The organism is Pseudomonas sp. SJZ079, from assembly GCF_007993865.1.
Classification (GTDB): Bacteria; Pseudomonadota; Gammaproteobacteria; order Pseudomonadales; family Pseudomonadaceae; genus Aquipseudomonas.
Genome location: NZ_VIUH01000008.1, coordinates 40148 through 52335, shown reverse-complemented (window position 1 = coordinate 52335; position 12188 = coordinate 40148). Strand labels below are relative to the sequence as shown.

At 64.3% G+C, this 12188-nt stretch carries 12 protein-coding genes and 2 pseudogenes; 7 read left to right on the top strand and 7 right to left on the bottom strand.

Annotated elements, in window-relative coordinates; all coding sequences use genetic code 11:
- Nucleotides 1-3: 3 nt before the first annotated feature.
- Nucleotides 4-1116, bottom strand: coding sequence for a polyamine ABC transporter substrate-binding protein (locus tag FBY03_RS09750; protein WP_147171997.1), 1113 nt, complete (start codon nt 1114-1116; stop codon nt 4-6).
- Between the two features lie 111 nt (nt 1117-1227).
- On the opposite strand from FBY03_RS09750, the gene FBY03_RS09745 reads away from it, so the two are divergent.
- Complete coding sequence (locus tag FBY03_RS09745) at nt 1228-2001, top strand: helix-turn-helix transcriptional regulator (RefSeq protein ID WP_147171996.1); 774 nt, start codon at nt 1228-1230, stop codon at nt 1999-2001.
- 177 nt (nt 2002-2178) lie between these two features.
- Complete coding sequence (locus FBY03_RS09740) at nt 2179-2808, top strand: LysE family translocator (protein ID WP_147171995.1); 630 nt, start codon at nt 2179-2181, stop codon at nt 2806-2808.
- Nucleotides 2809-2822: 14 nt separating this feature from the next.
- On the opposite strand, the gene FBY03_RS09735 is transcribed toward FBY03_RS09740, so the two are convergent.
- On the bottom strand, nt 2823-3605 hold the full coding sequence (locus FBY03_RS09735) for a helix-turn-helix transcriptional regulator (protein ID WP_147171994.1): 783 nt from the start codon (nt 3603-3605) through the stop codon (nt 2823-2825).
- A 134-nt stretch (nt 3606-3739) separates the two neighbouring features.
- On the opposite strand from FBY03_RS09735, the gene FBY03_RS09730 reads away from it, so the two are divergent.
- On the top strand, nt 3740-4546 hold the full coding sequence (locus FBY03_RS09730; protein WP_147171993.1) for a carbon-nitrogen hydrolase family protein: 807 nt from the start codon (nt 3740-3742) through the stop codon (nt 4544-4546).
- A gap of 783 nt (nt 4547-5329) precedes the next feature.
- On the opposite strand, the gene FBY03_RS09725 is transcribed toward FBY03_RS09730, so the two are convergent.
- Nucleotides 5330-6340, bottom strand: coding sequence for a zinc-dependent alcohol dehydrogenase family protein (locus FBY03_RS09725; RefSeq protein WP_147171992.1), 1011 nt, complete (start codon nt 6338-6340; stop codon nt 5330-5332).
- A 109-nt stretch (nt 6341-6449) separates the two neighbouring features.
- On the opposite strand from FBY03_RS09725, the gene FBY03_RS09720 reads away from it, so the two are divergent.
- Nucleotides 6450-7328, top strand: coding sequence for a LysR family transcriptional regulator (locus tag FBY03_RS09720; protein ID WP_147172107.1), 879 nt, complete (start codon nt 6450-6452; stop codon nt 7326-7328).
- A 163-nt stretch (nt 7329-7491) separates the two neighbouring features.
- On the opposite strand, the pseudogene FBY03_RS23470 reads toward FBY03_RS09720, so the two are convergent.
- Nucleotides 7492-7731 (bottom strand): annotated as a pseudogene (locus FBY03_RS23470) (IS4 family transposase); the annotation flags it as partial.
- On the opposite strand from FBY03_RS23470, the pseudogene FBY03_RS23240 reads away from it, so the two are divergent.
- A pseudogene (locus FBY03_RS23240) lies at nt 7726-7878 on the top strand (helix-turn-helix domain-containing protein); the annotation flags it as partial. The pseudogenes FBY03_RS23470 and FBY03_RS23240 sit on opposite strands and share 6 nt — an antisense overlap.
- 79 nt (nt 7879-7957) lie before the next feature.
- Here FBY03_RS23240 and FBY03_RS09705 read toward each other — a convergent pair.
- The gene (locus FBY03_RS09705; protein WP_147171991.1) at nt 7958-8929 is read right to left on the bottom strand and encodes an AraC family transcriptional regulator; all 972 of its coding nucleotides are present in this window, start codon (nt 8927-8929) and stop codon (nt 7958-7960) included.
- 381 nt (nt 8930-9310) lie between these two features.
- Between FBY03_RS09705 and FBY03_RS09700 the strand changes: the two genes are divergently transcribed.
- Together FBY03_RS09700 and FBY03_RS09695 are read left to right on the top strand one after the other, a co-directional pair.
- On the top strand, nt 9311-9583 hold the full coding sequence (locus tag FBY03_RS09700) for a DUF4242 domain-containing protein (protein ID WP_147171990.1): 273 nt from the start codon (nt 9311-9313) through the stop codon (nt 9581-9583).
- A gap of 99 nt (nt 9584-9682) precedes the next feature.
- Entirely contained in the window at nt 9683-10495 is an 813-nt protein-coding gene (locus tag FBY03_RS09695) for a class I SAM-dependent methyltransferase (RefSeq protein WP_147171989.1), read from the top strand.
- A gap of 168 nt (nt 10496-10663) precedes the next feature.
- On the opposite strand, the gene FBY03_RS09690 is transcribed toward FBY03_RS09695, so the two are convergent.
- Both FBY03_RS09690 and moaE read right to left on the bottom strand, forming a co-directional pair.
- A complete protein-coding gene (locus FBY03_RS09690; RefSeq protein WP_147171988.1) occupies nt 10664-11440 on the bottom strand; it encodes an ABC transporter substrate-binding protein in 777 nt (258 codons plus the stop codon).
- A 293-nt stretch (nt 11441-11733) separates the two neighbouring features.
- Nucleotides 11734-12186, bottom strand: coding sequence for a molybdopterin synthase catalytic subunit MoaE (moaE, locus tag FBY03_RS09685; RefSeq protein ID WP_147171987.1), 453 nt, complete (start codon nt 12184-12186; stop codon nt 11734-11736).
- Nucleotides 12187-12188 lie beyond the last annotated feature (2 nt).

Genomic DNA, 12188 nt, shown 5'->3' with positions numbered 1-12188 from the left:
GAGTCACTGACCGCTCTTCACCGTGCTCCAGACGCGAGTGCGGATGCGCTCGGTCTTCAAGGGCAGGGGCGCCAGGGTGAACAGCCTGGCCATGGTCTCTGCCGATGGATAAACGGCCGGGTTGTTGCGGGTGGTGGCGCTGACCAGGGCTGTGGCGCTGCGGTTGCCGTTGGGGTAGCGCAGGTAGTCGGTAATCGGCGCGACAACTTCCGGGCGCATCAGGTAGTCGATAAACGCCAGGCCCTGGGTCGGATGAGGCGCCTGTTTGAGCAGCACCAGGGTGTCGAACCACAATGGCGCACCTTCCTTCGGCAGGCTGTATTCGATGTGCACGCCGTTACCGGCCTGCTCGGCGCTGGCCTTGGCGTCCAACATGCCGCCGGCCCAGCCCACCGCCACGCAGATATCGCCGTTGGCCAGGTCGCTGATGAACTTGGACGAATTGAAGTAGGCGATATGCGGACGCAGCTTGAGCAGCAGCGCCTCGGCCTTGCGGTAGTCGTCGGGGTTGCGACTGTTGGGTGGCAAGCCCAGGTAGTGCAGGACGATGGGCAGTATCTCGGCAGGCGAGTCGAGCAGGGCTACGCCGCACTGGCTGAGCTTGGCCAGGTTCTCCTCCTTGAACAGCAGGTCCCAGGAATCCACCGGAGCCTGCTCGCCGAGGGCGGCGCGGACTTTGTCGACGTTGTAGCCGATACCGTTGGTGCCCCACATATAAGGCACGGCATAGCGGTTGCCCGGATCGTTACCGGCCAGTTTGGCCAGTAGGTCGGGGTCCAGGTGCTTGAGGTTCGACAGTTTGCTCGGGTCCAAAGGTTCGAGGACGCCGGCCTTGATCAGGGTCGGCAGGCTGAAGTTGCTGGCCACCACCACGTCGTAACCGCTACCGCCGGTGAGCAGCTTGTTCTCCAGGACTTCGGCGCTGTCGAAGGTGTCGTAGATCGGGGTGATGCCCTTCTCGCGCTTGAAGTCGGCCAGGGTGGTCGGGCCGATGTAGTCGTACCAGTTGTACACATGCACCCTGGGGCCCTCGTCGCTAGCGGCGGCGGCGACAGATAGCCAGGCTGACAGACAGACTCCCAGTCCGGTATTGAGATAGCTGCGATGACGACGCATGATGCGGCACTCCTGGCCTGTTACAGACCCGTTGATTCAGGAGACCTCAGGCTAGTACTGCGCCAGGGGCAGACCAATTCCCACCATGGGTTACCCAAAAGGGGGTAGAGCGTGGACGCCTTGCTGAAGGAGCTACCCGTGCACCAAGGGCTGGCGCGGCTGTTCGCCAGCCTGGGCCAGGACAGTTTCTGGCGCAGCCTGGTGGACTGCCTGCGTCTGCTGGTGCCGCTGGACAATGCCCTGGTGGCCCTGATGCAGGCGGGGCGGGTACCCAGCCTGTTGGCCGATTTCGAGTTCCGCGCCGTGACCGGTGAGGGTGAGGACCTGGCCGACTACTGCGCCGGTATGTACCTGCTCGACCCCTTCTATCAGGCCGCCTGCGCCGGTATCGCCGATGGCCTGCACAGCCTGGAGTCGGTGGCGCCGGACCAGTTCCAGCAGAGTGAGTACTACCTGAGCTATTTCCGCCCGGTGGTCGGCGGTGGCGAGCTGCAATTCCTGATCAACCATGCGGGGGCCGTGCTCGGCCTGTCCCTGGGGCGGCAGACGTCCTTCAGCCATGCCGAGTTCGGTCGGCTGCTGTGCGTGCGCGACTGGGTGTTGGCCGCCATGCGCCGCCACCTGCAACTCTGCGCGCTGGAGGTGCCCGCCGCCCAGCCCGCGGCTGGCGATTTCACCCTGATGCTGGAAGGACTGGGCGCGCGTCTGACCGAGCGCGAGGGCGAAACCGCGCAGCTGATTCTGCAGGGTTTCTCCAGCAAGGCGATCGCCCAGCGCCTGGGCATCTCCCCGGAAACGGTGAAGGTGCACCGGCGCAACCTCTATCACAAGCTCAACGTCAGCGGCCACGCCGAGCTGTTCGCCCTGTTGCTGCAGCCGCGGTGAACGGCCAGGTCGTTTGGGCGCGTCGAGCGACCCGCGACCCAGTGGCTGTGGGCAGCACACGGGCCACACCAAGCAGCGAATCGACACACTGCCATGAGGTTGTTGTTCTGCCTGGCGTCATGCAGCATTACGGCGAGACGTGATCTGTCCTCTGTACCGGAGCTGGAGAGTTTTTCGATGGAGATATCGACCCTGCTGCTTTACGTCGTCGCGGTCAGCGCGGTGATGATGGTCCCCGGCCCATCCATGCTGTTGGCGCTCAACAACGGCGCCACGCACGGCATGCGCGTGGCGGCGTTCGGCATGGCCGGTGCGGCCCTCTCGGACCTGATCCTGATTGGCGCGGTGGGCTGCGGCCTGGGGGCATTGCTACAGGCCTCCGAGCAGCTGTTCAGCCTGGTCAAGTGGCTGGGGGCGGGCTATCTGCTGTATCTGGCCTGGGCCCTCTGGCGGGCGCCGACGCAGGCATTGCAGCGCACGACCGGCGCAGCCACGGCCAGCGGTCGAGCCGCCTTCCTGCGCGCGCTGCTGGTCGGGCTGTCGAACCCCAAGGGCCTGCTGTTCTTCTCGGCGTTCCTGCCGCAGTTCATCCGCCCCGGCGAGCCGGTCGCCCAGCAATACCTGGTGCTGGCGCTGACCAGCGCGGCGATCGACTGCGTGATGATGGCCCTCTACGCCTTCGGCGGGCGCCACGCGATGCGCAGTTTTTCCGCCCGGGTGATGGCGTGGGTCAATCGCAGCTGCGCCGGCATGCTCGCGCTGCTGGCGCTGGGCCTGAGCCTGTACCGGCGCAGCGATCTGCGCTGAGCGATGGCGAACGGTCAGCCTTGCGCCTGGAGAAACAGCGAGAACAACTCCGACTGCGACTTGATCCCGAGTTTGCCGTACAGGTGCTTGCGGTGGACCTTCACGGTCTCGGCCGAGATCGCCAGGCGTCGGGCGATCTCCTTGCTCGAGTAGCCGCTGAGCATCAGCCGGCTGACTTCCAGCTCGCGGGCGGTGAGCGGCGCCTCCATCTGCTGCACTGTGGCTTCCAGCTGGCTCTGCCAACGCGGCGCAGGAAGCGCACGCTCTAGGGCTTCCCGTTCGAAGGCCATGCGCTGGCGCATCAGTCCGGCGACCCAGGGCTGCAGCAGGCCGAGCAGGGTGATCTGCTCGGGGCTGAACGGCACCTCGCTGCCCAGCGACAGGCACAGGGTGCGTTCGCCGTCGAGCTGCACGTTGATCTGCACTTCATCGGCGACCACGTTGAAGCGGAAATAACGCTGGTAGTAATTGGTCTGCTCGAAGCACTCCGGCGCCACGTCGCTCAGGCGCAACAACCCGCTCTGCGGCATTTCGCGGCTGGCGATGTAGAAGGGATCGAGCAGATACAGACCCTTGAGGTAATCCTGGAACAGCGGATCAGGCCCACCGTCCTCGCCAGGGCATTCGGCGAATACCCGGGGCCTGCCATCGCTGAACAGCAGCGCCACCCAGCTGTCCAGCTCCATGTACTGCCCGAGCAGACGCGTCAGCGCCGTCCAGAAAGTGGGCCGGTCCAGCGTTTCGATCAACTTGCCAAGCGCTTGATGCCAGGCCAGATCCTGCAATGTCAGGCTCATGCTGCTACCCCTATGGGGTTACCCCTTCGACGTAATTACTCGCGCCAGCGCCGCGGCCCATACTCTGCCTCACCCCTGGCGGGTGGCGGTCATTCTGACCGCTGTGAGCCTACTGACAAGTACAAGGAACACCCATGAAGCTTGAACTCGTGCAACTGGCCGGTCGCGATGGCGACACCACCTATAACCTCGAGCGCACCCTGCAGGCCATCGCCAGCTGTGCGCCCGACACCGACCTGCTGCTGTTCCCGGAAACCCAGTTGACCGGCTTCGCCGATGCCCGCCGGCTCGCCGAGGCGTTGCACGGGCCCAGCCTGCAGGCCGTCCAGCGCGCGGCGCGCGAGCGCGATGTCGCGGTGGTCGTCGGCCTGGTGGAAAACGACGCGGGAACCTTCTACAACACCTCGGTGTTGGTGACCCCCGAAGGCGTCGCCCTGAGCTACCGCAAGACCCACCTGTGGCCCTCGGAACGCGGCCTGGTCGAACCCGGCGACCGTTTCAGCACGGTGCTCTGGAAGGGTATCCGCGTTGGCCTGCTGATCTGTTACGACATCGAGTTTCCGGAAAGCGCCCGTGCCCTGGCCCAGCTCGGCGCCGAACTGATCCTGGTCAGCAACGGCAACATGGACCCCTATGGCCCCGTCCATCGCACCGCGATCATGGCGCGCGCGCAAGAAAACCAGGCGTTCGCGGTGATGGTCAATCGCGTCGGCCAGGGCGATGGCGACCTGATTTTTGCCGGCGGCAGTGCGGCGGTCGATCCGTTCGGCCGGCTGCTGTTCGAGGCCGGGCGCGAGGAGTGCCAACACGCCATCGAGCTGGATCTCGGCCTGCTGCAGGCCGCACGCCGCGACTACGACTACCTCGGCGACCGGCGCCTGCGCCTGCCCGGCACGCAGATCGAGCACGCCGACGGTCGCCGCGAGCTGCTGATCCCCTGATACCGCGTGAGGCGTTCCGCACGGAGACGCGCCTTCAGTCTGCTGATTGCGAGGCTACGCCGCCGCCAGTTCGTTTGTTGCTGCGCGCCAACGGGGAACGAGCCGCGCTCTGGCCACGACCAACCGGAGTCGACTCAACCCCTCGCGTCTTTCGGCTTGCACACCCTAGTGCAAACCTATAGCGGTGCGTTGGTAGCACTTCGCTACTGAATAAGCTAAACAGCCCCCTGCCCCTAGGGTCTGTTGCCGTTTCATTCGCGGCCGCGCCGTAGCTTGTTTTTGCGCGAGGCAAGGCACGAGGAGCGCGATTTGGTTGTTCCAAATGAGCGACGAGAAACGCCGCATCGCGCAAAAACAGGCCCGGCCCTTCGGGTGGCGCGGGAAATGGCCCCAGCTGTTGTTGCAGGACTTGGCAAGGGAATGACCATTACCTGCGTCCTGCGCCTAATCGGGGGCCATTTCTCGCGGCAACGCGGCTCGCAATGAAACGGCAACAGACCCTAGGAATGAGCCTCGATCGCTCGGGGCGCGGTGGACTAGCCCCGCTACCCTAGGTTTCCCAGGCCTATGCATCTGGCCGATCCCTGCCAGCGGGCGCCGGCCGCTTCGGGTTGGCTCCTGCCGTTCGTGACTGACGGCTCGCTCCCCACAACCGCCGGTGACGAGCGGCAGAAAGCGACCCTGGCTATGGACTTGCACCTATAGGAGTCTAGCTAAGCGAGACGGAGGATTTGCCTTTTGCTTTTCTGCCCGATGCGAGCGTTATCCGGCGCTGGGATTTGCTCAGCCAAGGGGATCAATCGGTAGCTCGATTACCGTTTTCCCTTGGCCGCGGCCTTCAGCCACCTGCCGAAAGGCTTCATTGACGTCGGCAAGACCGTAGTGGCGTTGATCCACATTGACCCGTAATAGTCCGGCATCGACCAAGGCCGCCGCTTCGCGCAGGATCATGCCGTGGTGCTCCCGTCCCTTGCCAGTGAGCAATGGCATCAGGGTGAAAACCCCGGAATAGCTCGCCCCACGGAACGACAGGGGCGCCAAGCTGTGCTGCCCCCAGCCCAGGCAGCTGAGCACATGCCCGGTGTAGACCTTCACGGCGTTGAACGAAGCATCCAGGGTGGCACCCCCCACGGTGTCATAGACGATGTCGAAGCCCTCGCCCCCGGTATAGCGGTTGAGGCAGTCCTCCACGCCCTGGGTCCGATAGTCGATCGGGGTCGCCCCCAACGCCCGAATCAAATCCCGGCTAGCCGCCGAACCTGTGGCATAAACGCCAGCCCCGCGAGCCTTGGCGATCTGCACAGCCACATGGCCGACGCCGCCAGCGCCGCCCTGGATCAGCACCTGTTGGCCGGCCCGAACGTTGGCGCGATCCACCAGACCCTCCCAGGCGGTAATGAACACCAGCGGCAATGCCGCCGCTTCACGCATGCTCAACGATCGAGGTTTCGCCGCGATCAGGCGCGCATCCACGACGATGTATTCGGCCAGAGCACCCTGGGCGCCGCCGATGCCTCCCGCCATGCCGAAGACCTCATCGCCAGGAGCGAAACCCGCTACGCCCGTGCCCAATTCAGCGACCGTACCGGCCAAGTCCATCCCCAGCACCGCCGGCAGTGGTTGCCGGGCATGAGCCCCCTGCCCCGCGGCGATCTTCGTATCAAGGGGATTGACGGCCGCGGCGTGGACCTTGACTAACACTTGTCCGGTGCTCGGAACGGGGCGGGCAATGGTGCGCACTGCAAGCGGAGCCTGGGCGCTTTCGACGATGGCGGCGAGCATGGTGTGATTCATGGTGGTAAACCTCCGGTCAGTGGATGGGTTCATCTTGCCGCTGCCGTGGTATTCCGATAAGAAAGTAAAAATGGATAATATTTATTCCATAGAGAGGACAAATAGCTCAATGGAGCTCTTCGAGAGCATGCGCATTTTCATGCGAGTGGTCGAACGCGGTTCGTTTTCGGCCGTCGCCAGGGAGTTGAACCTGGGCCAGCCAGCGGTGAGCAAGCAGATCCGTGCTTTGGAGCAGCATCTCGGCGGCGCGCTCTTCGCACGCAGCACTCGACATCTTGCCCTGACCGATCAGGGGCAGCGCTTCTATGCCGACTGCAGGAGCATTCTCGCCAGCCTGGAAGCAGCCACGCTCAGTTTCGCCAGCGGGCAGGAACAGATCGCCGGCCCCCTGCGCGTGGCGGCGCCGGTAAGCTACGGACGGTTGTGCATCGCGCCGTTGGTTGGTGCGTTTCTAGAACGTCATCCGCACGTTCAGCTGGACCTGAGACTGAGCGATCAGAATGAAGACCTGCTCAGGGAAAGCATTGATCTCGCCATTCGCATTGGCGTGGTCAAGAGCGAAGGCTTGGTGGCGGTGCCCCTCGGCACTAGCCAGCGCCGACTGTATGCCGCGCCAGCCTACCTGCGCCGCCATGGTACGCCTGGCAAACCCACTGACCTCGTGCACCACAACTGCCTTGGTTTCACCCTGCTGGAACACTACGATGTTTGGCGCTTGAACCGTGACGGCGAGGCACACAGCGTCAGCATCAAGGGCAACGTCACCAGCAATAGCAGCGAGGCCATCCGAGAAATGGTCCTCGCCGGTCTAGGGATTTCCCTTTCCCCCGAGTGGTTGTTCGCCGCCGATGTGGGTCACGGGGCGGTGACCACCCTCCTTGCCGAATATCAACCCGCCGCACTCCCGGTAAGCGCAGTGTTCAGCCAGGACCGGCGCCGCTCTGCGCGGACTCGGGCGTTCGTGGACTTTATTCGAGAGCGACTGTAGAGCAATCGAGCCAAGCTCGGCACAGGCGACCGTGGTCAAACGGGCGCTCGCGATACGTTCAGGCGCGGCCTACGCATCACCACGGGCTGAAGCGCCTGCACTCCAGACGCAAACAGCCACGCCATGCTGTTCACTTAAGCGAAGCGGCATGGCGATCCACTGGTTAGCGGGTCTTGACCATCTTCACCGCCCTGGGCCTCGATGGCCTGGAGCCTATGGCTATGAACAGCGTGCCGATACGGCCGCGCAACTCCTCCAACCGTCGTCGCGTATGCGCGGGCGATAGCGCTGCCGCCATGACGACCCGTTGACTGACTAATGAACTGACAAACGAACTGACAAACGAACTTGAAGCTTATCTGCAAGCTGTCCGCAGCTCGGCAACTGCGGCCTGACTGGCCTCCATGTGCTGACCCGCGAGCACAAGCTCGAACGGGGCGCAGCGCTGCACGCCGAAGACGCATTCAAGGGCAAGAACGCCGCCAACCATGTGGCCAACGTGCTGAACATGGGTCGGCCGACGGTGCACAAGCACCTCAAACAGATCAGGGCGAGGGTTGAGCGCGGGGCGGAGGCGGGAAGCGCATGCGGTCAGTGCTACGGCGAACCAATTGCATGGCAAAAGGCGCTCATCGCAGCGGCTCGCGCGTCGACTGCCTGCGGCGCCAGGCCGCCGGCGGTGAACCGAACTCGCGGCGAAAGGCCCGGCTGAACGCCGTATCAGTCTGGTAACCGACCTCCTCGGCGATGTGCGCCAACGGGGCATTGCTGCGCCGCAACAGACTGGCGGCAAGCAGCATGCGCCATTGCGTCAGGTACTGCATCGGCGAGCTCCCGACCAGCTGTTGGAAGCGCTCGGCCAGCACCGACCTCGAGGTGCCCGCCGTACGCGCCAGTTCCTCCAGGGTCCAGCCATGGGCGGGGCGCTTGTGCAGCGCGTTCAACGCCGCGCCGACGACCCGGTCGCCCACCCCCGCCAGCCAACCGGTACGCCCCTCGCCCTGCTCATTCATGTACAGGCGCAGGACCTCGATGAACAGCACCTCGGCCAGTTTCGCCAGCACGCCGGCGCCGCCGGGTCGCGGTGAGCGCGCCTCGGTCAGCGCGTAGCGCACCGAGGTTTCCAGCCAGATACCGGCGCTCGATCCGCGCACGTTGACCCTGACCAGCGCAGGCAATCCCGCCAGCAACATCCCCGCCAGGCGCGCATCGCACGCCAGGTAGCCACACACCAGGCGCGTGCTCGGGCCGCCACCGCCGTAGGACAGCTGGCGCGGTCGGCGCGACAGTACTGCATCCAGACGCGCGCCTGAGGCGGGTGCAAGCCCGGGTTGAGAGCTCATGCGATGCGCGTCGCCCTGCGGAAAAAGCACCACGTCGCCTGCCACCAGACGCAGCGGCGGCTCATTGTCGAGTTCGACGTAACACTCGCCATCGGTGATCAGGTGGAAGATCACCACGCGCTCGGCACCTGGCTCCAGTAGCGCCGCCACCGAGTCGGCGCGCGGTGACTGATAGCACCAGGGCGCAGTGAAGCGGGCATTGATGAAAATCGCACCGACCATGCGCACCACGCGCAGGGTCTCCGACAAGGCGTCCATCAGCCGCCGTCGCAGCGCGCCGTGGCCGCTACGGCGCCGTGAATGCAGGTCTGAGGACGCCGCCCTAGCATCGACGCCGCAATGTCTGCTGTTGCCATGCTTGCTCCCCACGCCGGCTGGATGCCTCTGATTTTGAGCGTGTCTGGGCACCGCGCCTAGGGGTGCGCGGGTCCGATGCCAGTTGGCCGGATGAATGGGCAGCCGCTACCCACGTTCAGCCGCAGGCGCGGGCGACAACCGACCAGCGGCGGACGATTGGACAGGCATGGCCGACGCGCGGACAGGACGCCGACGCCTCTGAGCGCGATAGTTGTGCGGCACGCAGCCCATGCCCCCCACTGAGTATTGCGTGTTTCCGTCATCCACAAAATGGAGGTTGCCATGCCGAAGTTCATCATTGAGCGTGAGATTCCAGACGCTGGAAAGCTTTCAGAGCGGGACCTGAAAGCGATCTCGCAAAAGTCCTGTCGGGCGCTCGGCGAGTTAGGGTCACAGGTGCAGTGGCTGCAAAGCTATGTCACCGGCGACAAGATCTACTGCGTGTATATCGCCCCGAGCGAGGAACTTATCAGGGAGCACGCCAAGCTCGGCGGCTTTCCGGCAAACCGCGTTTCCCAGGTCACCGCCATCATCGATCCGACCACTGCGGAGTAGTCCGCCCGGGCCGACGGTCGATCGGCGGCCACCGGCCTGGACAGCCAGTTTGTCCGCGTATACCGGACACCGATTGCAGCACACCAGGAGTCAGGCAGCATGAACAACCCCATCGATTTCAGCGCCCTGAAAAACCGCCAAATGGCTTCGTGGGCCAGCGGCGACTATGCCGTGATCGGCACCACCTTGCAGCTCGTTGGAGAACTCGTGGCCGAGGCATGCGACCTGCGTTGCGATGAACGCGTACTCGACGTGGCCGCCGGCAACGGCAATGCCACGCTCGCCGCCGCGCGCCGAGGATGCCGAGTGACCTCGACCGACTACGTGGCCGACCTGCTCGAACGCGGTAAAGAGCGCGCGCGGGCAGAGCGCCTCGAAGCGAGTTTTCAGGTGGCCGACGCCGAGGCACTGCCCTTCGTGGACGCCAGCTTCGATGCCGTGCTTTCCACCTTTGGCGTAATGTTCACCCCCGACCAGGCAAAGGCGGCCGACGAACTGGCGCGGGTGTGCCGCCCTGGGGGGCGAATCGGTCTAGCCAACTGGACTCCCGAAGGCTTTATCGGCCAGCTGTTCAAGACGCTGGGCCGCCATTTGCCACCAGCGGCGGGCGCGCAACCGCCTTCGCTGTGGGGCGTCGAAGCGCACCTGCAGACACTCTTCGGCAAGCGCGCCACTGCGATCGCGGTTACGCGACGACTGTTCAACTTCCGCTACCGCTCGGCTGCGCACTTCATCGAGGTCTTCCGCACCTGGTACGGACCGATTCACAAGGCGTTCGCCGCCCTGCCCGCCGACGGCGCCGGGGCCCTGGAGCGCGACCTGACAGAACTGCTGAACCGCATGAATCGGGCGGGTGCAGGATCGCTGGTGGTGCCGAGTGAATACCTCGAAGTGGTCATCAGCCGGCGTTGAACCGGGCGCCAGACCACGCGAGTCGGCCTGGAGCAAAAGGGGCAGGCTTGTTGCTGCAGCCTGAGCGGTTACAACCAATAGCCTTCAGCCAGTCGCCACTAACTGCAGCACTTCCACGCCAAACGCAAAAAGCCGCGCAGTGCGCGGCTTTATGCGTGCCCGGCGCCGTCAGTCGCCGTAGATATCGAAGTCGAAGTATTTGGCCTGAATCTTCTGGTACTCACCGTTGTCACGGATCGCCTTGATCGCCGCATTAAACTTGCCCAGCAGCTCGCTGTCGCCCTTGCGCACGGCGATGCCGGCGCCTTCACCGAAGTACTTGGGATCGGTGAAGGACGGGCCGACGAAGGCGAAGCCCTTGCCGTTATCGGTTTTCAGGAAGCCCTCATTCACCGGGATGGCATCGGCCAGGGTGCCATCCAGGCGGCCGGAAATCAGGTCCAGGTAGATTTCGTTCTGCGAGCTGTAGCGCACCACTTCCACGCCCTTGGCCGCCAGTACCGCGCTGGCGAAACGGTCGGTGGTGCTCGAGCGCTGAACGCCGATGCGCTTGCCCTTGAGGTTACTGAAGTCGGCATCGACCTCGCTGCCGGCCTTCATCACCAGACGCGCCGGGCTGTAGTAATACTTGTTGGTGAAGTCGACCGAATTGCGGCGCTCGGCGGTGATGGTCATGGACGACAGGATGGCGTCGACCTTCTTCACTTTCAGCGAGGGGATCAGGCCGTCGAACTCCTGCTCGACCCAGGTGCACTCGACCTTCATCTCGGCGCACAGGGCGATACCGATGTCGTGGTCGAAGCCGTCGATCTGACCGTCGGCGGTCTTGAACGCGAAGGGCGGATAGGCCGCCTCGATACCCAGACGCAGCGGCCTTTCGGCGGCAAACAGATTGGCGGCAATCAAGCTCAGGGCAAGGCCGCCCAATATGGCGAGTTTCTTCATTGTGATGATTCCTGCTGAGTGAGTGACGTACCCCACGCCCCCGGCAAGACGCCGCGGACGAACAAGGTACTGGGGGTTACTGCAAGACAGAAGAAAGGCGCATCAGGTCTGCGCCTGAGCGAAAAGTTGTCGCGGGGTAACGCATGAGGACAGGTCATTTGCCGGTCTCGACTTATACTTTAAAGTCCATACTGGACTTATATGTACACATCGTCAACAGGCCATGTGCAACCGATTGTCGTAGGCCGTGCGACGCAGCCGAGGAGCGGAACATCGCGCGGGCCTTGCTGCACTTACTTGTGCCAACGCTCGGCGGCGCTCTGATCGCTGCTGCGGCCTTCGACCCAGCGCGGGCCCTCGGCGGTGTCTTCCTTCTTCCAGAACGGTGCGCGGGTTTTCAGGTAGTCCATGACGAAGGCGCAGGCGTCGAATGCGGCCTGGCGATGGGCGCTGGCGGTGCCGACGAAGACAATGGGCTCGCCCGGCTCCAGGCGGCCGATGCGGTGGATGATCTGGATATTCAGCAGCGGCCAGCGTTGCCCGGCCTCCTGGGCAATCTTGCCCAGGGCCTTCTCGGTCATGCCGGGGAAGTGTTCGAGGAACATGCCACCGACTTCGCGCCCGTCGTTGAAGTCGCGGACATAGCCGACGAAGCTGACCACCGCGCCGACCCCGACGTTCGCCGCATGCAGGGCATTGGTTTCGACCCCGGGATCGAAGGGTTCTGGCTGAACGCGAATGCTCATCT

Excerpts from the sequence above, each read along its gene's own strand:
- FBY03_RS09750 (WP_147171997.1), bottom strand. The coding sequence starts at position 1,116 with ATGCGTCGTCATCGCAGCTATCTCAATACCGGACTGGGAGTCTGTCTG.
- FBY03_RS09740 (WP_147171995.1), top strand. The coding sequence starts at position 2,179 with ATGGAGATATCGACCCTGCTGCTTTACGTCGTCGCGGTCAGCGCGGTG.
- FBY03_RS09735 (WP_147171994.1), bottom strand. The coding sequence starts at position 3,605 with ATGAGCCTGACATTGCAGGATCTGGCCTGGCATCAAGCGCTTGGCAAG.
- FBY03_RS09730 (WP_147171993.1), top strand. The coding sequence starts at position 3,740 with ATGAAGCTTGAACTCGTGCAACTGGCCGGTCGCGATGGCGACACCACC.
- FBY03_RS09725 (WP_147171992.1), bottom strand. The coding sequence starts at position 6,340 with ATGAATCACACCATGCTCGCCGCCATCGTCGAAAGCGCCCAGGCTCCG.
- FBY03_RS09720 (WP_147172107.1), top strand. The coding sequence starts at position 6,450 with ATGGAGCTCTTCGAGAGCATGCGCATTTTCATGCGAGTGGTCGAACGC.
- FBY03_RS09705 (WP_147171991.1), bottom strand. The coding sequence starts at position 8,929 with ATGGACGCCTTGTCGGAGACCCTGCGCGTGGTGCGCATGGTCGGTGCG.
- FBY03_RS09700 (WP_147171990.1), top strand. The coding sequence starts at position 9,311 with ATGCCGAAGTTCATCATTGAGCGTGAGATTCCAGACGCTGGAAAGCTT.
- FBY03_RS09695 (WP_147171989.1), top strand. The coding sequence starts at position 9,683 with ATGAACAACCCCATCGATTTCAGCGCCCTGAAAAACCGCCAAATGGCT.
- FBY03_RS09690 (WP_147171988.1), bottom strand. The coding sequence starts at position 11,440 with ATGAAGAAACTCGCCATATTGGGCGGCCTTGCCCTGAGCTTGATTGCC.
- moaE (WP_147171987.1), bottom strand. The coding sequence starts at position 12,186 with ATGAGCATTCGCGTTCAGCCAGAACCCTTCGATCCCGGGGTCGAAACC.